General features: G+C 54.6%; 22 protein-coding genes and 1 riboswitch. Of the genes, 1 reads left to right on the forward strand and 21 read right to left on the reverse strand.

The window, feature by feature from the left end:
- Positions 1-15 precede the first annotated feature (15 nt).
- The 21 genes from ACULM0_RS01540 to ACULM0_RS01640 form a co-directional block, all read right to left on the reverse strand.
- Positions 16-1860, reverse strand: coding sequence for an O-antigen ligase family protein (locus ACULM0_RS01540; RefSeq protein WP_463678699.1), 1845 nt, complete (start codon positions 1858-1860; stop codon positions 16-18).
- Between the two features lie 232 nt (positions 1861-2092).
- Entirely contained in the window at positions 2093-2452 is a 360-nt protein-coding gene (locus tag ACULM0_RS01545) for a competence type IV pilus major pilin ComGC (RefSeq protein ID WP_463678700.1), read from the reverse strand.
- Positions 2453-2508: 56 nt separating this feature from the next.
- On the reverse strand, positions 2509-3723 hold the full coding sequence (locus tag ACULM0_RS01550; protein ID WP_463678701.1) for a type II secretion system F family protein: 1215 nt from the start codon (positions 3721-3723) through the stop codon (positions 2509-2511).
- A 15-nt stretch (positions 3724-3738) separates the two neighbouring features.
- Entirely contained in the window at positions 3739-4797 is a 1059-nt protein-coding gene (locus tag ACULM0_RS01555) for a type IV pilus twitching motility protein PilT (RefSeq protein ID WP_463679840.1), read from the reverse strand.
- Between the two features lie 9 nt (positions 4798-4806).
- Positions 4807-6486, reverse strand: coding sequence for a GspE/PulE family protein (locus ACULM0_RS01560; protein WP_463678702.1), 1680 nt, complete (start codon positions 6484-6486; stop codon positions 4807-4809).
- A gap of 59 nt (positions 6487-6545) precedes the next feature.
- Positions 6546-6635: riboswitch (cyclic di-GMP riboswitch) on the reverse strand.
- A 98-nt stretch (positions 6636-6733) separates the two neighbouring features.
- On the reverse strand, positions 6734-7558 hold the full coding sequence (aroE, locus tag ACULM0_RS01565) for a shikimate dehydrogenase (protein ID WP_463678703.1): 825 nt from the start codon (positions 7556-7558) through the stop codon (positions 6734-6736).
- Between the two features lie 97 nt (positions 7559-7655).
- Positions 7656-8276, reverse strand: a complete 621-nt coding sequence (gene udk, locus ACULM0_RS01570; protein WP_463678704.1) for a uridine kinase — start codon at positions 8274-8276, stop codon at positions 7656-7658.
- A 3-nt stretch (positions 8277-8279) separates the two neighbouring features.
- A complete protein-coding gene (locus tag ACULM0_RS01575) occupies positions 8280-9509 on the reverse strand; it encodes a peptidase U32 family protein (RefSeq protein ID WP_463678705.1) in 1230 nt (409 codons plus the stop codon).
- Positions 9506-10165, reverse strand: a complete 660-nt coding sequence (locus tag ACULM0_RS01580) for an O-methyltransferase (RefSeq protein WP_463678706.1) — start codon at positions 10163-10165, stop codon at positions 9506-9508. The genes ACULM0_RS01575 and ACULM0_RS01580 overlap by 4 nt, the downstream gene beginning before the upstream one ends.
- Before the next feature lie 14 nt (positions 10166-10179).
- Positions 10180-11184: an endolytic transglycosylase MltG gene (mltG, locus tag ACULM0_RS01585; RefSeq protein ID WP_463678707.1), complete on the reverse strand. Its 1005-nt coding sequence runs from the start codon at positions 11182-11184 to the stop codon at positions 10180-10182.
- Positions 11185-11226: 42 nt separating this feature from the next.
- Positions 11227-12891, reverse strand: coding sequence for a ribonuclease J (locus ACULM0_RS01590; RefSeq protein WP_463678708.1), 1665 nt, complete (start codon positions 12889-12891; stop codon positions 11227-11229).
- A gap of 39 nt (positions 12892-12930) precedes the next feature.
- Positions 12931-13374 (reverse strand): Fur family transcriptional regulator, encoded by a 444-nt coding sequence (locus ACULM0_RS01595; protein WP_463678709.1) that lies wholly within the window; start codon positions 13372-13374, stop codon positions 12931-12933.
- A gap of 14 nt (positions 13375-13388) precedes the next feature.
- Positions 13389-13628 (reverse strand): DUF1292 domain-containing protein, encoded by a 240-nt coding sequence (locus tag ACULM0_RS01600; protein ID WP_463679841.1) that lies wholly within the window; start codon positions 13626-13628, stop codon positions 13389-13391.
- Between the two features lie 13 nt (positions 13629-13641).
- Positions 13642-14085, reverse strand: coding sequence for a Holliday junction resolvase RuvX (ruvX, locus tag ACULM0_RS01605; protein ID WP_463678710.1), 444 nt, complete (start codon positions 14083-14085; stop codon positions 13642-13644).
- On the reverse strand, positions 14082-15020 hold the full coding sequence (locus tag ACULM0_RS01610) for an aldo/keto reductase (protein WP_463678711.1): 939 nt from the start codon (positions 15018-15020) through the stop codon (positions 14082-14084). Before ACULM0_RS01610 ends, ruvX begins: the two co-directional genes overlap by 4 nt.
- Position 15021: 1 nt before the next feature.
- Positions 15022-15270, reverse strand: coding sequence for an IreB family regulatory phosphoprotein (locus ACULM0_RS01615; protein ID WP_463678712.1), 249 nt, complete (start codon positions 15268-15270; stop codon positions 15022-15024).
- 45 nt (positions 15271-15315) lie between these two features.
- A complete protein-coding gene (gene alaS, locus ACULM0_RS01620) occupies positions 15316-17949 on the reverse strand; it encodes an alanine--tRNA ligase (protein WP_463678713.1) in 2634 nt (877 codons plus the stop codon).
- A gap of 285 nt (positions 17950-18234) precedes the next feature.
- A complete protein-coding gene (mnmA, locus tag ACULM0_RS01625; RefSeq protein WP_463678714.1) occupies positions 18235-19341 on the reverse strand; it encodes a tRNA 2-thiouridine(34) synthase MnmA in 1107 nt (368 codons plus the stop codon).
- A 62-nt stretch (positions 19342-19403) separates the two neighbouring features.
- Positions 19404-19859, reverse strand: coding sequence for a Fe-S cluster assembly scaffold protein NifU (gene nifU, locus ACULM0_RS01630; protein ID WP_463678715.1), 456 nt, complete (start codon positions 19857-19859; stop codon positions 19404-19406).
- A 13-nt stretch (positions 19860-19872) separates the two neighbouring features.
- Positions 19873-21042, reverse strand: a complete 1170-nt coding sequence (nifS, locus tag ACULM0_RS01635; protein ID WP_463678716.1) for a cysteine desulfurase NifS — start codon at positions 21040-21042, stop codon at positions 19873-19875.
- Positions 21043-21056: 14 nt separating this feature from the next.
- Positions 21057-21485 (reverse strand): RrF2 family transcriptional regulator, encoded by a 429-nt coding sequence (locus ACULM0_RS01640; protein WP_463678717.1) that lies wholly within the window; start codon positions 21483-21485, stop codon positions 21057-21059.
- A 257-nt stretch (positions 21486-21742) separates the two neighbouring features.
- Here ACULM0_RS01640 and ACULM0_RS01645 point away from each other — a divergent pair, with 257 nt between their 5' ends.
- Positions 21743-22594 carry a hypothetical protein gene (locus ACULM0_RS01645; protein WP_463678718.1) on the forward strand — a complete coding sequence of 284 codons (852 nt, stop codon included), beginning with the start codon at positions 21743-21745 and terminating at the stop codon, positions 22592-22594.
- Positions 22595-22654: the final 60 nt, after the last annotated feature.

Here is a 22654-nt window from a genome sequence, read left to right on the forward strand (position 1 = left end):
GGGTACCAATGAAATCTACTTCATGTATGTCTGCGAAAGATAAGTTATTCTTTCCTTGTGGTATGAGATTTCCTCATCACTCGAGAAGCCAGTGGATAATTTCATCCTCAAATCATGCAACACGATCAGTTCAAAAACACGTGTTTCGAGGTCTGTTTGTGAAGCTCTCTTCAATGCAGGTTCTTCTAGTGACAAGGCTTGATCGACGAATGCCAAAGCTTCTTCTCTTCGATTAGTCTCCAAATACAACGTAATCAAATCAAAGTATCTGCTAAAGATAAAGGTATTATATTCAACACCTAATCGAAGGTGTTTTTCTGCTAAATCAAGCTTCCCTTGTTGTCTATATAGATTACCCAATTGTTGGTGCATACGACCATCTAACTGTACGATGTCTACAGCTTTTCTCATCTCTTGAATAGCTAGGCTCAAAGTTTCGGGTTTTTTGTCAGTTTCATATAAAGCTCTATAGTTATCACTATTCAGCATGTACCCCATACCGTTAATTGGGTAAAATCGATTCACTCGATCGAACAACGCTATGGATCTTCCGTATTGTTCGTGAGCTGTTAATTGCATCGCGTCTTGATAATAATGTGTAGCAGCAAGATGCCACGCCGAGAGTGAAATACCCAACATCAGAAAAAAGCTTAATCCTAATTTCTTGAGAAGCGAGGACTCTTTACTCACCTCTATTGGCAAAAGTCTACCTAGCACTGCAAAGAATAAGATAGTAACAGCTGGAAAAGTAAAGGAAAAATCCATTCCAATGTGCAATAGAAATGCTATGATCGGTGCGATCAAGTGCTTACTATCACTGACCACTCTGCTGTTAGAAATCTTCTTGACTACCGATACGAAAAAAGCGAAGGCTAATGTAAGTCCTACGAGTCCTAATTCTGCTGCAAACTGCAGATACTGATTATGTGCAAATCGCGAGTACCATTCATTGGAACCGTACTCTGTGAAGTAGGTTAAGAAATAAGTCCCTAGTCCGTGTCCAACAATGAGTTTACCTTTGAATACATCGTAAGCGACTCTCCAGAACTCCAAACGACCCGATGAAGAAGACTCAAAGGATGAAGTGCGGAGCAAAGACTGCGTGATATCAAATCTAACAAAACCCATTTCTTGTAAAATAGCTCCTGTCCACATGATTCCTTGGGTCAGGATAAGCGCAGAAATAATTATGATTACTGTGTTTCTAAGTCGCTTGAAAGTTTCTTTGGAATCCCGGTTAAAAACCAACATGAGCAATCCAATTGAACTAGCAATAAGGGAACCGCGTGAACCGGTTAAGAAAAGTGCGCTCATCAAGATCAATGACGCGATCCATAAACTCCGCTTACCGTCTGTAGAATACCTTCCCCAGGATACTAAGAAAAGCATCCCCAAATAGATTCCAAAAGGATTGGGATTCGTAAAGGTACCCATGATCCGCATCGGTTGAACGAATACATACTCTAGGATTCCGAAGATTGCGATGGCACATCCGGTAAAGATCACTAGCTTGCCAAGAGAGTAAGTCTCATCATAGGTCAGACCTCTAGCGAGAAGAAAAACCAATACATAGAGAGATAATTGAAGTCCTTCAATAAGTGTTCTCGTGGGCTGAATCGACCAAAAGATACTGATAAGTCCATATCCAACAAATATCGAAGCTATTGCTGTTGTCCGATCAAACGACCATCGCCGAGACTCTTGAGAAATCCCAATCAAAGAGAGAAGTCCCCCGATTATCAACACCCAGAAAACAATACTATGGTCAAATCCGGCATTAAAAAGTGGAACCAGTAAAACAATAACCCCTAATGCGACGACGTGTATCCGGTTCTCGAACTGACTGATCACTTCCCCCACGTATCATCGCTCCTATAATGTGTTCATGCCATACAACGAAAGGACGATTCCTTCATCCCCTCGTTGGATGGCACGAGCCATCCAATGTTCTTTCATTTCTTCCTTATCGGGGTCAGGCCCCTTAATGGAAGAAACTTTTCCGTCAAATCGTGCCAAGTACTTGAATAACATCTTCTCAGCAAATCAGCCGAAAAGTTGCTTCACCAAAAGTGCCAGTCTCTGAGATCAGATGCTAGTTTTCAAAATCATACTCCCAAGTGTCTCCATCAAATGATGTAGTTAATACTCCACCAGCTATACTATATGTAGCTGTAGCTGGAGTTGTTGGTACCCCACCATCCAAATATCCCGTAAGATTATTGACGGCGGTAGGCCAAGTGCCCGCTTCAGAAAAATACATTTGAGCAGCAGACACTAGAACTCTATGGTTGGATTCTGCAGCGCGAGACTCAGCTGAATCACCGAACTCACCCAACCTTGGCACAGCAATCGCTGCCAAAATCCCCAAAATAGCAATCACCACAATCAGCTCGATCAGTGTGAAGCCTTTCCTCTTCTTGTTCTTTCTCCCGAATACTTTGTACATGTTCATCTCTTTTCCTCCCTTTCAAGTTATAGGTGTAATTTTGTATATCTTAACGTTATCTGTTAGATGGTCTGCAGCATATCAAAGAGCGGCAGCATCATGGAGATAACGATAAAACCAACGATGAGTCCCATGACGATGATCATGAGGGGCTCGAGTAGTGTGACCATGCGCTGGAGGGATGCCTCCAGCTCGTCGTCGTAAAAATCTGCGGTCTTGCCCAGCATCTCCTCAAGTGCACCGGACTCTTCCCCGATCCCCACCATGGAAATCATCATGGGTGGGAAAATGTCCATGCGCTTGAGCAGTTTGCTCAGGCTCGTCCCCTTCTTAATATCCTCCGTCACCCGCTCCAAGCGCTTGATGACCACCATGTTGCCGGTCACCGTGCCCGAGGCTTCAATGGCCTCCACGATCGGGATCCCGCTACCGATCAGCGTCGACAATGTTCTCGTGAACCGCGAGGTCGCGATTTTCTTCAAGGAAGACCCGATAATGGGGAGTTTCAGAAGGATTGAATCCACCCGGAGCTTACCCTCCGGCGTCTTTATGTAGTTCCGTACAGCATAGACGATCCCTCCGATCGCCAAAATATAGAGGCACCAAAAACGCTGGATCGAATCGCTGATTGCGATCAGCACCCGCGTAGGCGCCGGAAGCGGTACCCCTGACCCCTCGAACATACCGATAAAGGTCGGCATCACGAAGGTTAAAAGGAAGATCACCACGGTAATCGCAAAGATGCTGAGGACCGCCGGATAGACCAGCGCACCCTTGATCTTGGCATTGATCTTGGTCTCCTTGTCATAGTGGGCCGACATCTTGTCCAGCACACCATCCAGGTTACCCGTCATCTCACCGGAGGCCACCATACTGATGAGCAGCGGCGGGAACACTTTCTTGTGCTTTTCCATGGCAATGGATAGCACCTCACCCGTCCGGACATCATTGGCCATCTCATCAAGGGATTCACTCAGCGTCTTGTTCTCCGACTGCTCCTCCAACACTTCAAGAGACGTGAGGAGCGGCATACCGGCATTGAGCATCGTGTACAGCTGCTTGGTGAATACCGCCAGGTCCTTGGACTTGACCTTAGGAAGGAACAGCGTCATTTCCGCCACATCCATACCCTCTTGTTCTACACTTTGGACCCTGACCGGTGTATGTCCCCGAGAACGGAGGAGACTGAGCACCTCATCCTTCGTCTCGGCCACCTGGTGGCCTTCTACCACCTCGCCTCCTAGGTCCACTGCCTTGTACTTGAACTTAAACGGCAAATCATCACCCCCTTATCACTGGTAGCCGACCTGACGCAGGATCATATCGCGGTCGATCGCAAACTTGTGGAGCGTATCCCGATCGATGGTCCGTGATCGGTAGAGATCGATGAGCGAAGCATCCATCGACTGCATCCCGTACTTGGACCCCGTTTGGATCGCCGTGTCCATCTGATGGCTCTTGTTGTCTCGGATCAAATTCTTGATGGCCGTTGAGCCGATCATAACTTCAAAGGCCGCCACACGACCGCTCCCATCCGCCTTCGGGATAATCTGCTGGCTCACCACCGCCTCGATCACACTGCCCAGCTGGACGCGAATCTGCTGTTGCTGGGCCGGTGGGAAGACATCGATAATCCGGTCGATCGTCTTAGCCGCCCCCAGGGTGTGCAGGGTACTGAGCACCAGGTGACCTGTCTCCGCCGCCGTGATCGCCGTCGAAATCGTCTCCAGGTCCCTCATCTCACCCACCAGGATCACATCGGGATCTTGACGAAGTGCCGCTCGTAGAGCCTCGGCAAAACTATCGGTATCCGTCCCGATCTCCCGCTGGTTCACGATGGACCGGTTGTGCTTGTGCAGGAACTCGATGGGATCCTCGATGGTGATCACATGCTCGTTCCGGTGTTCGTTCATGTAATTGATCATGGCTGCCAGTGTCGTGGACTTACCACTGCCCGTTGGCCCTGTCACCAAGATCAGCCCCCGCCTTTTCATGCACAGGTCCTTGATCACCGGCGGCAGGTGAAGGTCCTCCATCTTGGGGACCTCGAGCCCCACGATGCGAAGCACCATAGAATAGCTTGCCCGCTGCTTGTAGACATTCACCCGGAAGCGACCGATATTCTGGATTGCAAAAGAAAAGTCAAGCTCTCCCTTTCTTTCGAACTCTTCAATCTGCTCCCTCGTCATGATCGAGAGGACCAGATCCTTCGTCTGGATTGGAATCAACTTCTCTTCGTTCATTCGGACCAACTGTCCGTCCACCCGCATCACCGGTGGTGAGGCCACCGTGATGTGCACATCCGAAGCCCCCGCGTTGATGGCCTGTTGTAGAATCTCCTGGATCGTCATTGCTGGCACCTACCCTTCCATCTGGTACGTTACTTTGACCATTTCCTCCACCGTCGTGACACCTTTCATCACCAAATCCCTGGCCGATTCCTGTAGCGTCTTCATCCCCCGCTTGATGGCATGATCCTGTAGCTCATCCACACCGGCGTTCCGGTTGACCAGCGACCGGATCTCCCGATCGATGTGCATGATCTCGTGGATCGCCGTCCGCCCGAGATAACCCGTTTGGTTGCAGGCATTACAACCCTTGCCCCTCCGTACGGTCACCGGTTTATCGATCTTGAGGATCTTCATCTCCTCTTCCGTGGTGGCATGCTTCTCACCGCACTTGGGACAGACCATCTTGACGAGACGCTGGGCGACCACGCCCACCACTGCCGAGGAGACCATGTAGTTCTCGATCCCCATGTCCACCAATCTCGATACCGTGCTAGCCGTATCATTGGTGTGGACCGTGCTCAGCACCACGTGACCGGTGATGGCCGCCCGTATGGCGATCTCCGCCGTCTCCGTGTCCCGGATTTCCCCCACCATGACGATGTCGGGGTCCTGGCGGAGGATCGACCGGAGGCCACTGGCGAAGGTAAGCCCCGCCTTGGTGTTCACCTGCACCTGGTTCACCCCGTCGAGCCGGTACTCCACCGGATCTTCCACCGTGATGATGTTCTTCTCTATTTGATTGAGTTCCTTCAGCACTGCGTAGAGGGTCGTCGTCTTCCCACTCCCCGTGGGCCCCGTCACCAGGATCAGTCCCTCGGGGGACTTGATGATCTTATCGAAGCGCTCGAGGTTGTACTCGGTAAATCCCAACTCCCGCTTGTCCACCACGATCCCGCTTCTGTCGAGCAGGCGGATCACCACCTTCTCCCCGTAAACCGTGGGAAGCACGCTGATTCGCATGTCGATAAAATTATTGTCAATGATCGTCTCGATCCGCCCATCCTGCGGGATGCGGCGCTCCGAGATATCCATCTTACCCATGATCTTGATCCGCGTCACCAGCGCCGAGTGTGTCGCCTTGGCGGGACTCATGACCTCGCGTAGTTCCCCGTCCACCCGGTAGCGGATGCGCACGTGCTTCTCGAATGGTTCGATATGTATATCCGAGGCTTTCACCTTCACCGCCTGGCTGATGACCGTGTTCACAAGCCGCACCATGGGCGCGTTCGTCACATCGTCATCCTCCAGTTCCTCCTCGTCCTGGAAGATCTGGTGCTGGGCCTTGAAGTCCTCTACCGCCTTCTCCGCCGCGTCGCTGGCATCGTAATAGCGATTGATCGCGCGGATGATATCACCCTTGGCACTGATGGCCACCTCTACCTCCATGCCCGTGGTGATCCTGAGGTCGTCGATGGCGATCATGTCCAGAGGATCGGCCATGGCCACCATCAGCTTCCCGCGCTTGATAGCCACGGGGATTACCGTGTGCTTTGAAGCCAGTGATTCCGAAATGAGCTTCGGCGCCTTGGCATCTAAAATAAACCTGTTGAGATTAATGTGGGGAATCCCCAGCTGAAACTCCAGCACCTCCAGGATCTTTTCCTCCGTGATGGCATTGTCCTCGATCAGCTGTTCACCGAGCTTGAGACCTGAGATTTTCTGCGCAGCAAGAGAAGCTTTCAGTTCCTCTTCTGTGATCAGCCCGTGATCCACCAGGAGATCGCCCAATCGTAGTTTTTTCTTCGCCATGACGCCCACCCCATTGATTACCGTTTACATTAAGATAACGAAAAAAGCCGCAGAAAAAAATCCGCAGCAGAACCATCGTAGTCGAGCATTTCGACCGTAGACTTCGAGCTTTGCGTCGCCGCCTTTCGACGGTTTTGCCAAATTTGGTAAGAATGAAATTAAGGTTTCTTAATACTTATCATTATAAGCCGATTACCAGTTAGTGTAAAGATATTATGTCAATATAATGGAATGCGTTCAAAATAATTTAAATAAACGCAAGATAAGACTCCAGGGGGACTGAGGTGTCCGTCCAGATGCCCATACCGGCCGCCGCCTGACCCACCAGCATGTGGAGTCCGTTCGCCACAGGATGACCACTTGCGGCCGCTTCTTTTAAAAGCAGGGTACGCTCCGGATGGTAGATCAGATCCACCACCATGGCCCCTGCCTTCAAGTCATCGATTGAAACGGGTATCTGGTCTTCCATTTTGCCCATTCCCACCGGAGTGGCGTTCAGGAGCAGATCCACCTCAGGGGCGTAGTCACCAAAGGACGTCAGATCCCATCCTGTGACCGCCTGATCAGCAAAACGTTCCAGCATGTGCCGGCGCTTCTCTTCCGTGCGACTGAAGACCCGGACTTCTGCGGCGTCAAGCTGTAAGAGCGCCAGCACAGCGCTTTTCGCCGCACCACCAGATCCAAGGACCGCTACCTTCTTCCCCCGCACTGTAAAACCGTGAGAGGTCATTAGGTTTTTGATACCCACTGTATCTGTATTGAAACCAATCAAACGACCCTCTTCCCAGCGGATTGTGTTCACACTCCCGAGCAAGGCCGCGTCGCCTCGAATCTCGTCGAGGTAGGCGATGACCCGCTCCTTGTGAGGTGAAGTGACATTGAGACCACCTATGCCGATCGCCCGAAATCCCGCGATCGCCTGTGACAATTTCTCAGGTTGCACCTCGAAGGCCAGGTAGATGCCGGAAAGGTTAGCTGCTTTCAAATAGCCATTATGTAACTGCGGGCTGATCGAATGGGCCACAGGGCTTCCGATGAGTCCGTAGAGTGGTGTGCTGCCGTTAATCTGCATAACGATCTCCCTTCTGCTCTATTTCTCCTCGCTCTCTGCTTGCATCATACCACAATCACAAGTAAAGCTGGGTTAAAAAAAAGCCAAAGACTGAAGATCAGTCTTTGACTATAGATCGAACCTTGGCCACCATGATATCGATGGCCACCTTGTTGTAACCGCCCTCTGGTATGATCAGGTCGGCGAATTTTTTCGTGGGCTCTACGAACTGCTCATGCGCCGGTTTCACCGTGGCCAGGTACTGGCCGATGACGGACTCCAGCGTACGCCCGCGTTCGTTGATATCGCGCGTGATCCTGCGGATAATGCGCACGTCGGCATCCGTCTCCACGAAGATCTTGATATCCATTAGATCGCGCAGGTCCTCGTCCTCCAGAATCATGATCCCCTCCAGGATGATGATATCCCGGGGGTAGATTCGCTTGGTCCGCTTCTCGCGGTTGTGCTCGGAGAAGTTGTAGATGGGAGCTTCAACGGGGTGGCCCGCGAGGAGCTCTTTCAAATGCTGGACCAGAAGCTGGGTGTCGAAGGCCAGGGGATGGTCGTAATTCGTCTTGATGCGGTCTCCATAGTCCAGATGGCTCTGGTCATTGTAATAAGCATCCTGCTGGATGATGGAAATGTTGGTCTCCGGTAGGGACTCGAAGATAGCTCGCGCCACCGTACTCTTACCGGAACCCGTCCCACCAGCAATACCGATCAATAGGGGTCTACTCATCCGCTAGTCCTCCCTTTTCATCCGAAGCAGATCCATGGGGGCCACGGGCTGGTCCATGGCCATCTCAAAGATCATCTGGGGATGGGGCACCGACTCGATCGCCGTGCCCTTGTCGTCGTAAAGTGCCGTCACCACCTGCTCGAAGCCCCGGTAGTCCGGTCCGATGACCTCCACCGTGTCGCCCACGAAAAAGCGGTTTCGCTGTTCGATGGTCGCCACACCGCGCTCGGCATCGTAGGCCTTCACCACGCCCAGGAAGTCGTAGTCCCGGATGTAGCTCGAGGTATCGTAGTGCTGGTCCTCTTCATCAGGGCGTTTGAAGTAAAAGCCCGTGGTGAACTTCCTGTGTGAGACCTTGGCAATCTCCGCCAGCCAGTTGGGCTTGGTCTCGAAGGCATCTGGATCCGCAAAGTAGGTATCAAGAGCCTCCCGGTAGACCCGCACCACGGCCGCCACGTAGTAGAGGCTCTTCATGCGACCCTCAATTTTGAGGCTGTCGAGGCCGCTCTCCATGAGCTCCTTCACGTGGTTGATCATGCACAGGTCCTTGGAATTGAAGAAGTAGGTCCCCTTGTCGTCCTCCACCACTTCGTAGGCTTCACCGGGCCGCTGCTTCTCCACCAGTGCGTACTCCCAACGACAGGGGTGAGCACAGGCGCCCTTGTTGGCGTCTCGACCGGCCATGTAGTTGGAGAGCAGGCACCGTCCGCTATAAGCGATGCACATGGCCCCGTGGATGAAGGCCTCCAGTTCCAGGCTCTCCGGGGTCTTGTCCCGGATCTCCCAGATCTCGGTCAGGCTCATCTCCCGCGCCAAGATCACGCGCTCGATCCCCTGCTTGTGCCAGAACTCCGCCGACTTGTAGTTGGTATTGTTGGCCTGGGTCGACAGGTGGAGGGTCAGGTGGGGGGCTTTTTCCTTGACGTACAGCAGGGTCCCCGGATCCGACAGGATCACGGCATCAAAGGGAATGTCCTGGATCTCATCGATATAGGACTCCAGCGCTTCGATATCCTCGTTGTGGGGGATGATGTTGAGCACCAGGTAGACCTTGCGCCCTAGCTCGTGAGCGTAGGCCACGCCCTCGGCCATCTCGTCGAGGGAGAAGTTCTTGGCGCTGGCGCGCAGACCAAAGATCTCACCGCCGATATAAACAGCATCCGCACCGTAGTGCAGCGCCACCTTTAGTTTTTCGAGATCGCCCGCCGGAGCGAGCAGTTCAGGTTTTGTCACGTTGCGTCACCGCTTTCTCTTTGTCTATGGGAAATCGCCACCCCATCGCCCATGGGTAGCACCGTGGTGGTGAGCTCGGGGTGAGCGTAGAGATAATCCAAATAGCGTCGCATGCGCTTGACGATGGTCTTCTTGCGCCGGACCACGTAGGCATCCGATGCGATCATCCCTTTGTAGAGCACATTGTCCGACAGGATCAGGCCGCCGGGTGCCAGGTGGGGATAGGCCCGGTCGAAGAACTTCCGGTAGTGGCCCTTGGCCGCGTCGATAAAGATCATATCGAACTGGCCCTCCAGGGCCTCCAAGTGGTCGAGGGCCTCCCCTTCGAGCTGGGTGATCTGGACCGGTCCGTCGTAGGCCGCCACATTGGCCTTGGCCCGCTCCAGGTAGGGGGCGTAACGCTCGATGGTCACGATCTCCCCTTCTGGCATATTGTGGGCCATGACCAGGGTGGAATAGGCCACCGCCGTGCCGATCTCCAGGATCCGCCTAGGGCGGTGCAGGGCAAGGAGAAACCGGAGGAGCCCCGCTACCTCCGGTTCCACGATGGGGACCCTATCTTCTTCTGCTCGCGCCCTCAGGGACGCGAGAAAAGGCTCCTCGTCGGGTAGAAGCCCGTCGAGGTAAGCCGTGATCTCCGGGGCCACCATCGTCATCGAGGGTGCCCCCATCACTCGTTCACCCGTGCCTTGGCCCGGTTGTGATCCGCCAGATTCGTCGTGAAGACGTGGGAACCATCGTCCTCGCCCGAAACCACGAAGTAGAGGTAGTCCGTCTCCTCCGGGTAGAGGGCCGCACGGATCGAGGCTTCCCCGGGAGACGCGATGGGCGCCGGGGGAAGACCCGCGTGCTGATAGGTGTTGTAGATCGAATCGATCTCAAGGTCCGCGTAGAGGAGCCGTTCCTTCCGCTCGCCCAAGGCGTACTGGATGGTCGCGCAGGACTGCAGGGGCATACCGATCGCGATCCGGTTGTAGAAAACGCTGGCGATCGTGGCACGCTCATCGTCACGCTTGGCCTCGCGTTCCACGACAGAAGCCATGGTGATAAGTTCGCCCAGGGTCATCTCCCGCTCGTCGAGCACCGCCCAATCTTCAGGGGCAAAGACCTCGCCGAAACGCTTCAGCATCCGGGTGAGAACCTCTTTCTCGTCCGTCCCCACCTCAAAGGTGTAGGTGGCCGGGAAGAGGTAGCCCTCGAGCAGGTGGTCCCTATCGAGACGATAGAGATAGTCGATCCCCTCGAAGGTCGCCGTGGCCAATAGGTCACGGTAAACCTCGGCCGAACCAAGGCCCGCCTTCTCGAGGCGGGTCAAGATTTCCTCGAGCTCAAGGCCCTCGGGAATGGTCACCTTCACGGTTTCCACGTAGACGTCGCCCTCCACGAGGGTCTCCAGGATTCTTCTGTTGTCCATGGCGCGGGACAGACGGTAGGTACCCGCCTGCATCTTGCCATCGGCCTCGAGTTCCTTGGCCTTCATCTTGAAGATCTGCATGCTCTTGATCAGACCAGCCGATTTGAGATCCTCGGCGATACGTGTCGTCGAAGCGCCCGCGGGCACCTCGAAGGTCACCAGCGAATCGTCGGTCGGATCCACAGGGGCGGCCGCTTCATCCACGGCCGAACACCCTGTCAGGGTCAACAGGAGCACCAGCATCAGGAGCCACTTTCTCACCGTATCATCCTCTCTTGCTTATCGATCCTTGGATGCGGGTCCTCAGACCTGCATCACGATGGGCAGGATCATGGGATTCCTGCGCGTCTTCTTATAGAGATAATCGCTCAGGGCACGCTTGGTCACGTGCTTGAGCTGAGACCATTCCTTGTTGTTCTTGGCCAGGCTGTCCTTGATCGCCTTGTCCACCACGGCGCGAGCACCCTCCATCAGGTCCTCGGACTCCCGTACGTAGACGAAACCGCGGCTGATGATATCGGGACCGGAAGAAAGTCTTCCCTTCTTGTCCATGGCGAAGACCACGATCATGAGACCATCTTCGGAGAGGTGCTTACGGTCGCGGAGCACGATGTTGCCCACGTCGCCCACGCCGAGACCGTCGACCATGGTGATGCCGCTCGGTACCGAACCTGCGATCTGCGCACGATTTTCATCGAACTCGAGCACGTCACCGTTGTTCAGGATAAAGATGTTATCGGGATCCATGCCCATGTTCTCCGCCAGCTTGGCGTGGTGCTTGAGCATAGAGTATTCACCGTGCCCCGGGATAAAGTACTTAGGCTTCACGAGGGCGTGGATGATCTTAAGTTCTTCCTGGCAGGCGTGGCCGGATACGTGCACATCGGCCAGGGACTCGTAGATGACCTCGGCGCCAGCGGCCATGAGGCGGTCGATATTCTGCTTGACAGGTTTCTCGTTGCCGGGGATCGCAGAAGCCGACAGGATCACGAGATCCCCGGGTCTGAGGTCCAGCTGACGGTGCTCCGCACGCGTCATGCGGCTGAGGGCGGCCATGGGCTCACCCTGTGAACCCGTTAGCACCACGACGATTTCGTTGTCGGGGTACTTGTCGATATCGTTGACATCGATCACCAGGTCGCGGGGGAATTTGAGGTAGCCGAGCTCTGTGGCCACGCCCGTCACGTTGAGCATGGAACGACCGGAGAAGGCCACCTTACGGTTGTTGGCCAGGGCGGCGTTCATCACCTGCTGTACGCGGTGGACGTTCGAGGCAAAGGATGCCACGAAGATCCGGGCTTCCGTGTGACGGAAGATATTCTCGAAGGTCTCGCCCACGGTGGACTCGCTCATGGTAAAACCAGGGCGCTCGACGTTCGTACTATCGGCAAAGAGCGCCAGGACGCCCCGGTTGCCGAGCTCTGCAAATTTACCCAGTTCGATCATCTGACCGTCGATGGGGGTGTAGTCGATCTTGAAGTCACCTGTGTGGATCACGGTACCCACTGGCGTGTGGATGGCCACGGAAACCGCATCCGGAATGGAGTGGCTCACGCGGATAAACTCAAATTGGAATTTCCCGATCTGCATGTGGTCCCCAGGCTTGATCACCTGTGTGCGCACATTCTTGATATCTCTGAATTCCGTGAGCTTGCGATCGAGCAGGCCGATCGTCAGGCGCGTACCGTAGATCGGCACGTTCACCTCGCGCAGGAAGTAAGGGATACCACCGAGGTGGTCCTCGTGTCCGTGCGTCAGGATGATCCCGCGGATTTTTTTCTTGTTCTCGATCAGATAGGTGTAGTCCGGGATGACCACGTCGATGCCCAGCATCTCGTCATCCGGGAAGGTCATTCCACAGTCGATCAGGATAATTTCATTGTCGTACTCATAGGCCGTCATGTTCTTTCCGACCTCTTGTAGGCCCCCGATGGGCACTAATTTTAACTTCGATTTTTTCTTAGACATAATGTCTCCTTTCGTGCTTAAAAAGAAACCCTGTAAAGATCACAAGGTTTGTTGACAGGATTGGCAGATACCATAGAATTTTAGTTTATGATTGGTGATCAAAAACGCAAACTGCGTTTCGATCTCATTTTCTAATTCATCTAATAGATCGAGGTCAACCTCGATGATCTTGCCGCACTTGGTGCAAATCAAGTGGTGGTGATGGTGATCTTCATCATCATTTTTTAATTCGTAGCGAATGCAACCGTCCTCGAGATCGAGCTTGGTGATCACATCGAGCTCATTGTAAAGGATCAGCGTGCGATAAACAGTGGCGAGTCCGATATCCGAAAAATTACGTTTGACGATATGATACACATCTTCCGTACTGAGGTGCTCGTCCGCATGCTCGACGATCACATCGTAAATGGCGATGCGCTGTGGTGTTAATTTATAACCGCGGTCGCGTAGTTTGTTCTTCAGTTCTTCGAGTCGCTCGTGCATAGTCATCTCCGCTCCTAGCTTCTTTTTTCGATCAGGTCGTAGTAGGCATCTAGAACGCGTTCGATTTCCATTTCATCGTCCACACCCTCGAAAAGATACTCCTCGTCGGATTCCTCTAGGCGGAAAATCACAACGCTATCGTCGTCTTCCTCATCTACCGGTGTGACGATCGCATAATCCTCGCCATCCACATCAAAAGTGGCCAGCACCTTAAAGACGACCTTTTCGTCATGCTCATTGTATAGTTCGATCATTTCCAAAGTTCGTTCACCCCTTCTGGGTACGTCGGTCGAGATAGGTTTGCAGAATAATTTGGGCGGCTATCCGGTCGATCAGGGTCTTCCTTCGGTCCCGCCGGAGATTCCCCTCCAGCATCAACCGGTTCGCCTGCATGGACGTCAGCCGCTCATCGATGGTCTCGATCGCAACATCGTGATCGATGCGATCGGTATGACGGAGCTTTTTCTCCAGCAAACGTAAAAAGGACATGGTCTTCTCATGTTGAGGACCCTTCGATCCGTTCATGTTGATCGGCTCACCGGCCACCACAATCTGCACGTCGTGCTCGGCAATCAGCGTCACCAGGTAGTCGATGTCTTGCTTGTTGGATACACGCCGGTAGGTCTCTAGGCCCTGGGCCATGATCTGGAGTGTATCGGAGAGTGCGATGCCAATGGTGGCATCACCTATATCGAGGCCCATGAGTTTCATGCGTCCACGACCTTAATGCAAAATTCAGGGCAGACCGGTGCGCAGTAACCGCAGAGCACACAGCGCGATGGGTCGACCTTCATTTGATTTTCATGCATAACGAGCGCCTCCTGACCACAGACCTTTGCACACGCACCACAGCCCGTGCACCAGTCGTGGATGAGGAGCTTACGCCGCCTCGTCGACAGGGTCGCGAAGGCGGGGTGGGACAAATCTTGATGGCTAGCAAAATGTACATTCGCATTGATCTCCTCTACCGAACCCATACCGATAGCCACAGCATCGAGCACATCGAGATCCAGGCAGTAGCGAAAGCTCTCCGCGTACTCCCCGATCAAATGGCCTCCACCGAGCGGTTTCATCCCATAGAGATAAATCCCCCGCTCCTTCGCCTGACGAAGCAGCGGCAGTAGCTCTTCCATGGTCCCGTCGGCCAGACCCAGACCCCTCCTGTTGACAATGGGGTGGATCACCTCGATCATCGGCTCGTCGAGCGCAGCGCGCACAGCAGCCACATGGTGGGTGGAAAGCCCCGTCTTGCGAACGAGTCCCTCCCCTTTCATGGCATAGAGTGTCTCCAGGGCCTCACGATGGCCCCTCAGGGTGTGTTCGGACTCCTGCTCGTGCAGGAGGAAAAAATCGAGATAGTCCGTGCCGAGTGCATTGAGCGCATGCTCCACACTTCGCTCGGCGCCGGCTCGATCGTAGGCATAGCTCTTCGTCGCTAGGACGAGACTCGCGCGGTCCACATCGGCCAAAAACAGCCGGAGGGCCGCATAGTTGTCATAAAGCTCCGCGGTGTCAAAAAATCGTATGCCACGATCATAAGCATAGCGCATGAGCCTAGCCCCTTCAGCGGGAGATAGTCCGCGCTGGAGGGGGCTGAGGGTCAGCGTACCGAAGCAAAGCTTCGAAAGGTTGTTTCCCGTTATCATCCTACTTCAGATAGGCCTTGAGTAACTCTTCAAAGATATCATCCCGATCAACCTCGCGGATGCGCTTTCTGGCTTCCTTGTGCGTGGTGATGTACGTGGGATCACCGGTGATCAGGTAACCGATCAACTGGTTGTATGGATTATACCCGCGCTCTTCGAGGGCACCGTAGACATAGGCCAGTGTTTCTTTGACCTTTTCTGAGATGTTTTCTTCGTTGTAACCAGGATACTTCACTGTATGATTCTCCATCGATATCCCTCCTCGTTACCTCTATCATACCCTATATGAGAAATATTATCTATCTTTTATTCTAGATTTTACCGCCGCAAAGGCCTCGGGTAGTTTCGAGGCATCCCGTCCCCCCGCCTGTGCCATCTGGGGTTTTCCACCACCACCGCCGCCGGTGATCTTGGCGGCCTCGCGGATCAGGTTGCCCGCGTGCACGCCTTCCTTCACCGCTTCGTCGGAGGCCATGGCCATGAGCACGACCTTGTCGCCGTCTACATTGGCCAGAAGGGCGAAACTCTTGGGGAAGAGACCGCGGATCTGATCGCCCAGGTTTCTCAGGGTATTCACATCCACACCGTCCAAGATCCCGGTGATCACCTTGATGCCGTCGACTTCCTCCGATGAAGCGAGTAACTCGTCCAGCGTGCTGTTGGCCAGCTTCTGCTTGAGGCTATCGTTCTCCCGCTCCACGGTCTTCAATTCCTCGAGGAGACTGCTCACGCGGTCCACCAGGTGATCGGAATCGGTCTTCAGGGTTTGGATCAGTAAGCCCACGCGCTCTTCGAGACCACTGAGATAGTTGATCGCGTTCTCACCGGTGACGGCCTCGATCCGGCGGATGCCGGCGGCGATGCCCGTTTCCGAAAGAATTTTGAACAGTCCCGCCTCACTGGTGCGCTCCAGGTGGGTGCCACCACAAAGTTCCTTCGAGAAACCGCCCATACTGACAACGCGGACCCTTTCCTCGTACTTTTCACCAAAGAGGGCCATGGCGCCACCGGCGACTGCCTCTGTCATCGTCAGCACTTCCGTTTGCACCGGCAGGCTCCTCAGGATCTCGCGGTTCACGATACGCTCGATCTCCTCGATTTCCTCGCGGCCCAAGGCCTCAAAGTGGCTGAAGTCAAAACGCAGTCGCCTTTCGTCTACGTAAGAGCCGGCCTGTTCCACGTGGTCGCCGAGCACAAGGCGCAGGGCGCGGTGTAAAAGGTGGGTCACGCTGTGGTTGCGCGCAGTGGCCATGCGCAGCTTCTCATCCACCTTGGCCTGGACGAACTCGTCCTCGTAGAAGGTGCCCGTAAGCACCTGGCCACGGTGGATGGTCGTCCCGTAGGGACCCTTGACCGTTTCTGTCACATCAATGCACATATCGGGCTTGGACAAGACGCCGCGATCGCCCACCTGGCCACCGCCCTCAGCGTAGAAGGGCGTTTCCTCCAAGAAGACCTCCGCCACGTCCCCCTTGTCGATCCGGTTGACGAAAACGCCATTTTTTATGATGGCCAGAATCTTGGTTTCCTTCTTCAACTGATCGTAACCGACGAAGGTCGTCTTCAGCGTATCCTTGCGCTCCACGATGGCCGTCTCTTCCCAGCCCACGTGGTCGCCGTCTTCCCTGGCCTTGCGGGCCCGCTCACGCTGGCGCTCCATGGCCAGGTAGAAGCTCTCCTCATCCACATCGAGCCCCTTCTCTTCTAAAATTTCCTTCACCAGATCGATGGGGAAACCGTAGGTGTCATAGAGTTTGAAGGCCAGCTCGCCATCCAGGATCCGCTCTTTTTGCGCCATGAGCTCACGGATGTACTCCTCGAGAATCTGCGTCCCTTGGTCGATGGTCTCATCGAAACGCGCTTCCTCGAGCGCGATGATCTTCTTGATATAGTCCGCACGGTCTTTCAGGTTAGGATAAGCATCACCGGAGGTCTCGATGACGATGTCCACGAGGTCTGTCAAGAAGGATTTCTTGATCCCGAGGAGCTTGCCGTGACGGGCGGCCCGGCGAAGCAGACGACGGAGCACGTAACCGCGACCCTCGTTATTGGGCATCACGCCATCGGAGACCAGGAAGGTCACCGAGCGGATGTGATCGGTGATGATCCGGATCGAAATGTCCTGCTGCTTGTCTTTCCCGTATTGTTTGCCGGAGATACGCACCACCTCATCGAGGACGGCCTTGATGGTATCCACCTCGAAGATGGACTCCACACCTTGCATGATCATAGCGATACGCTCTAGGCCCATGCCCGTGTCGATGTTGGGCTTGGCCAGCAGATGGTACTCGCCGGCCTCGTCCTTGTCAAACTGGGTGAAGACGTGGTTCCAGAACTCGATAAAACGATCACCATCATCACCGGGTTCGCATGTATCGGAGACGCAAGGGTACTTTTCCCCGCGGTCGTAATAGATCTCAGAACAGGGGCCGCAAGGACCCGTGCCGATTTCCCAGAAATTATCTTCCTTGCCCAGGCGTACGATCCTGTCCTCGGGAATCTTGATGTTGTCTTTCCAGAGTGCATAGGCTTCGTCGTCCTCGAAGTAAACCGTGGCCCAGAGCTTGTCCACCGGCAGGTCCAGGACCTCGGTGCAAAATTCCCAACCCCACTCGAGCGATTCTCTTTTAAAATAATCGCCGAAGGAGAAGTTGCCGAGCATTTCGAAGAAGGTACCGTGGCGGTCGGTCTTGCCCACATTGTCGATACCCCCCGTACGGATGCACTTCTGACATGTGGCCATACGCTTGGACGGTGGCTCTTCCGTGCCCATGAAATAGGACTTGAGCGGTGCCATGCCGGCGTTGATGAGGAGCAAGCTCTTGTCATTTTGAGGGACCAGCGGGTAGCTGTTCACCACATGGTGTTCTTTTTCCTCGAAGAACTCGAGAAACTTCTCTCGGATGGTATTCAAACTCATTTTTTCCACGGTGGATCCTCCTTTTTCTCACAAAAAGAATGAAACCTCAAAAACAAGATGTAGGGACGAAGAACTCGCGGTACCACCCTACTTACCGCCCCGCTAAGGGACGATCGCTCATTTTAGAGGTTTCTCATCTAACGCATGATCTACGCTGTCCTTTCGGACAGGGCCATCAGCCGGGTAGCTTCGGATCCGCGGTCGTCTCTCAGCAGTACACTGACGCCCTCTCTGTGGTTGCTTCCTACTCATCCCGGTCGGCCGTACATAATATTCGTTTTCATCTAAAGGATATTATACCACACCGTCTCTCTTTCGCAAAACACTTTCGATCGTACCTCCGCCCAGGATCTTATCGCCCTCGTAGAGGACCACGGCCTGGCCGGGGGTGATGGCCCGCTGGTCTTCATCAAAGAGAATCGTTACGCCCTCGCCGGTGATATGAACCTGGGCAGGAGCCTCTCTGTGATTGTAGCGGATCTTGGCTTTGCAGCGCAGCATCCCTTCTGGCGCCTCGATGGCCATCCAGTTGAAATCTCCGGCCACGAGGCCCGGTGCGTAGGTCTCCGGGTTATCGCCCAAGCGGATGTTCCCGCTGTGGGCATCCATATCGGCCACGTACATGGGCTTGCCAAAGCTGACGCCGAGCCCCTTGCGCTGACCGATGGTGTAGTAGCGCAGGCCCTTGTGTTCGGCCAGGGCCCGGCCCATTTCGTCAACGAAATGCCCTTTGGTCACGGGATGGGGAGAGTGTTCGTCGAGAAAGCGGTGGTAGTCATTGTCCGGGATAAAGCAAATTTCCTGGCTGTCGCGTTTTCTCGAGATCACGGCATCGAGGGATGCCGCCACCTCACGCACTTTTTCCTTATCCGTGAAATCGGCCAGTGGCATCAGGGTATGGGAGAGCTGCTCCTGGGTTAGATTATACAGGACATAGGACTGGTCCTTGTCCGAGGGCAGGCGCTCAATGTAGTAGCGTCCTGTGTCGGGATCTGTCTTCACGGCCGCGTAATGTCCCGTGGCCACGTAGTGGGCGTCGAGCTCTAGGGCCTTGGCGAGGAGCTCGTCGAACTTGAGCACGCGGTTGCACAGGATGCAGGGATTGGGCGTCCTGCCCTTGGCGTACTCGGCCATGAAATCTGCCACCACAGTCTTCTTGAAGACATCGGTGAAATTCAACACGTAAAAGGGGATGCCCAAGCGGTCGGCCACGCGCCGCGCGTCGTTGGCCGCCGAGAGCGTACAGCATTCTTTACCCGTCTCCGGGAAGTCTTCCGTCTCTTCCCAGAGTTTCATCATCACGCCGATGACCTCGTAGCCTTGCTCTTTCAATAGGTGCGCGGCTACAGTGGAGTCCACGCCCCCGCTCATACCGATGACCACGCGGTTCTTGTTCGCCATGGTGATTCTCCTTTCCATCCGTCCGTAAAAAAGCCCGTGGCGAGCACGGGCCGAGTCTTTGCTTAAGCGTCGAGGGACACGAGGCCCTCGTCATGGTGGTGATCGTCCGTCTTGTTGGGATCAAAGCCCTCCAGACCTTCGTAGTGCTTGTCGTTCTTCTGTGCGTAGTCGTAGACCGCGGCCTTGATCGCCTCTTCGGCGAGTACCGAACAGTGGATTTTCACGGCGGGCAGGCCGCCCAGGGCCTCGACGACCTCGCTATTTTTCAACGCCAGCGCCTCTTCCACAGTCTTGCCCTTGACGAGGACCGTGGCGATACTGGAGCTGGCGATAGCAGAACCGCAACCGAAGGTCTTGAACTTGATGTCGGTGATCACGTCGTCCTCATCGATCTTGAGGTACATGCGCATGATATCACCGCACTTGACGTTGCCCACCTCGCCCACTCCGTCGGCGTCCTCGATGACACCCACGTTTTGGGGGTTCATAAAATGTTCCATCACTTTTTCAGTATACATATCCTTCGGCCTCCTATCCGTTGTAAAGCGGTGACATCTGTCTCAGTCGATCGACGATGGTCACCAGGTTCTCGATAACAAAATCTACATCTTCTTCTGTGGTGAAATCCCCGACGGTCAGGCGGAGCGATCCGTGGGCGATCTCGTGTGTCAGGCCGATCGACATGAGCACGTGCGAGGGATCGAGCGAGCCCGATGTGCAGGCTGAACCGCTCGAAGCGGCGACACCCAAGAGATCGAGGCTGAGGAGCAAGGATTCTCCCTCGATGTATTTGAAACAAACGTTGACGTTGCCGGGATGACGCTTCTCGGGATGGCCGTTGTACTTGGCCTCGGGGATCCGGTCGATAATGCCGTGGGCCAGTCTATCCCTCAGTTTCGAGAGTTCCTCGATATGATAGTCGAGGGTGGCCGTGGCCATCTCGGCGGCTTTTCCAAAGCCCACGATGCCGGGCAGGTTCTCCGTACCGGCGCGGCGCTTGCGCTCCTGAGCCCCTCCCTCGATCAAATTCTGAAGGCGGATGCCCTTGCGGATGTAGAGCACACCCACGCCCTTGGGTCCGTAAATTTTGTGGGCCGAGAGGCTCATCATGTCCACACCCAGGGCCTTCACATCGACGTGCAGATTTCCGAGCGCCTGGACGCCGTCGGTATGAAAGGCCACGCCGGCCTCCCGGGTCACAGCGGCGATTTCCTCGATGGGTTCGACGGTACCGATTTCGTTGTTCACGTACATGATCGTCACGAGAATGGTCTCTGGACGGATGGCGGCCTTGACCTGGTCTGCTGTCACGAGGCCATAGTCATCCACATCGAGATAGGTCACCTCGAAGCCTTCCTTCTCCAGGGCCTGACAGGTGTGCAGGATGGCGTGGTGCTCGATCTTCGTCGTGATGATATGGTTTCCCTTGTTCTTGTGCTGTCTGGCGTAACCCTTCAGCGCCCAGTTGTCCGCTTCCGATCCCCCACCGGTGAAGAAGACTTCATCGGGTGAAGAGCCGATGGCATCGGCCACCTGGTTCCTGGCCTTGTCGATCACGACCTTGGCCTCGCGACCAAAACTGTGCACGCTCGACGCGTTTCCATAATGCTCTGTGAAGTAGGGGAGCATGGCGTCCAGGACTTCTTTTTTGACTGGCGTGGTTGCCGCGTAATCGAAATATCTTTTCTTCGTTGCCGTCATCCCTCATCAACCTTTCATGATTTGATTTGCACGAGTTCCGTCTGTTCGTCCAGCATATCCTGCAGGGTGATGTTCTCCACCACATCGTCGATGCTGGCCTTGATCTTCTTGTACACCACCCGCGTGACACAGAGGTCCGCATTCGAACAGTTATCGTCCTCCAAAATACACTCAGAAGGCGATAGCGGCCCCTCCAGTATGGTGAGCACGCGACCGATGCTGATGGCCTGCGGCGCATCCGTGAGCATGTAGCCCCCCTGCGCCCCCCGTACGCTCTTCACGAGCCCCGATTTTCTAAGGGGAGCGATCAGTTGCTCGAGGTAGTTCAGGGAGATGTTCTGTCTCTCTGCGATGGTCCCCAGTGAAATGGGCCCGTCACCGTAGTGCTGTGCCAGGTCGAACATGGCCTTGAGCCCGTACCTACCTTTTGTGGATAATATCATTGGTCTCTAACCCCAATCCTTAGTATTCTTGTCGGAATTCATTCTGAGTATAATATATCCGATTATTCCTGTCAAGATTTTCACTGGTTTCATTATAGCAAAATCCCCCCGGGAGATAAACGACTTCTTCGTGCTAAGATGTTAAAATTATATCATATGGTCTCTCTCTTCAAACAAAGAGGCTACAGTCACCTCTCTCCCCTGCCGATAATATACTGTACATAGATGAGGCACCCGCGCTGACCAGGAGGAACGCTATGGCCAACGACCTGAAAAAACTCTACGAACTACAAGAGAAAGCCAAGACCTTCGAGCGCATCGGTTCCGAGGACCGCGCACTGGAGCTCTATCTGGAAATACACGAAACCTGCAACCCCAACACCTCGAACCTCTTCGACCGGCCCATGATCCTGCTAGAAAAGAAAGGACGGATCGCAGAAGCCCTCGCCCTGTGCGAAAAAGCCATGGTTCTCATCGATGAGGACAAGATGAACGCCGTCCGGTCCCATTACGAGGAGAAAGAGGGACGGCTGAGGCGAAAGCTCTCCTCGGAAAATAAGTCGAGCGGTCAGGACAAGGGGAAAGGCAATCTCCGCCTACGCTGGATCCTTCCCCTGATCCCCCTTTTCCTTGGCCTCGGGCTCCTCTTCTTCCTCTTTTCCCCCAAGCCCTCGGTTTACGACGGGCTGGAAGTCGACCTGTCCGAAGTGAACACAGGGTCCGTCGGCGATCTCGCCGATCTTTTCGGCGAGGGTGAAGATGTGGATTACATCACGGACCGGATGATCCGTGGCACGCGGGCCGCCGCCCTCTCCTACCGCGAGGTGATCGACATCGCCATCGTCCCCGAGGAATCGAGCCTGGGCATCGGTATCTTTTTTGAAGCGGGAACATCCTCCGACGACGCCCAGTCCATCCTGGGGGAGATGGCCAGGACCCTGGGCGGTCTAGCCGCCGCAGAGTTCTCCGAGCTCAGGAAGCCCACCCCGCTGACCCTCGGTGAACTCTACCGACACTACGATCTCTACCTGCTGGGTTTCGACAACCAGGAGGTGCTGGCCAAGGGCTCAAAGGGCCGGGCCTCCATGAGCATCTACTGGCGGGACTAGGGATAAAATTAAGTAGGCGCATTCGCTTAAGAATGCGCCTCTTACAGATCCGGACGTGCG

The sequence above is a fragment of the Halotolerantifilum yawarlongkerapense genome (assembly GCF_054506745.1).

Excerpts from the sequence above, each read along its gene's own strand:
- ACULM0_RS01545 (WP_463678700.1), bottom strand. The coding sequence starts at position 2,452 with ATGAACATGTACAAAGTATTCGGGAGAAAGAACAAGAAGAGGAAAGGC.
- ACULM0_RS01640 (WP_463678717.1), bottom strand. The coding sequence starts at position 21,485 with ATGATATTATCCACAAAAGGTAGGTACGGGCTCAAGGCCATGTTCGAC.
- nifU (WP_463678715.1), bottom strand. The coding sequence starts at position 19,859 with ATGTATACTGAAAAAGTGATGGAACATTTTATGAACCCCCAAAACGTG.
- ACULM0_RS01580 (WP_463678706.1), bottom strand. The coding sequence starts at position 10,165 with ATGACGATGGTGGCCCCGGAGATCACGGCTTACCTCGACGGGCTTCTA.
- ACULM0_RS01600 (WP_463679841.1), bottom strand. The coding sequence starts at position 13,628 with ATGATCGAACTATACAATGAGCATGACGAAAAGGTCGTCTTTAAGGTG.
- ACULM0_RS01645 (WP_463678718.1), top strand. The coding sequence starts at position 21,743 with ATGGCCAACGACCTGAAAAAACTCTACGAACTACAAGAGAAAGCCAAG.
- mnmA (WP_463678714.1), bottom strand. The coding sequence starts at position 19,341 with ATGGCGAACAAGAACCGCGTGGTCATCGGTATGAGCGGGGGCGTGGAC.
- ACULM0_RS01615 (WP_463678712.1), bottom strand. The coding sequence starts at position 15,270 with ATGGAGAATCATACAGTGAAGTATCCTGGTTACAACGAAGAAAACATC.
- nifS (WP_463678716.1), bottom strand. The coding sequence starts at position 21,042 with ATGACGGCAACGAAGAAAAGATATTTCGATTACGCGGCAACCACGCCA.
- udk (WP_463678704.1), bottom strand. The coding sequence starts at position 8,276 with ATGAGTAGACCCCTATTGATCGGTATTGCTGGTGGGACGGGTTCCGGT.
- ACULM0_RS01610 (WP_463678711.1), bottom strand. The coding sequence starts at position 15,020 with ATGATAACGGGAAACAACCTTTCGAAGCTTTGCTTCGGTACGCTGACC.
- ruvX (WP_463678710.1), bottom strand. The coding sequence starts at position 14,085 with ATGAAACTCATGGGCCTCGATATAGGTGATGCCACCATTGGCATCGCA.
- ACULM0_RS01555 (WP_463679840.1), bottom strand. The coding sequence starts at position 4,797 with ATGACGATCCAGGAGATTCTACAACAGGCCATCAACGCGGGGGCTTCG.
- ACULM0_RS01590 (WP_463678708.1), bottom strand. The coding sequence starts at position 12,891 with ATGTCTAAGAAAAAATCGAAGTTAAAATTAGTGCCCATCGGGGGCCTA.
- aroE (WP_463678703.1), bottom strand. The coding sequence starts at position 7,558 with ATGCAGATTAACGGCAGCACACCACTCTACGGACTCATCGGAAGCCCT.
- ACULM0_RS01560 (WP_463678702.1), bottom strand. The coding sequence starts at position 6,486 with ATGGCGAAGAAAAAACTACGATTGGGCGATCTCCTGGTGGATCACGGG.
- ACULM0_RS01595 (WP_463678709.1), bottom strand. The coding sequence starts at position 13,374 with ATGCACGAGCGACTCGAAGAACTGAAGAACAAACTACGCGACCGCGGT.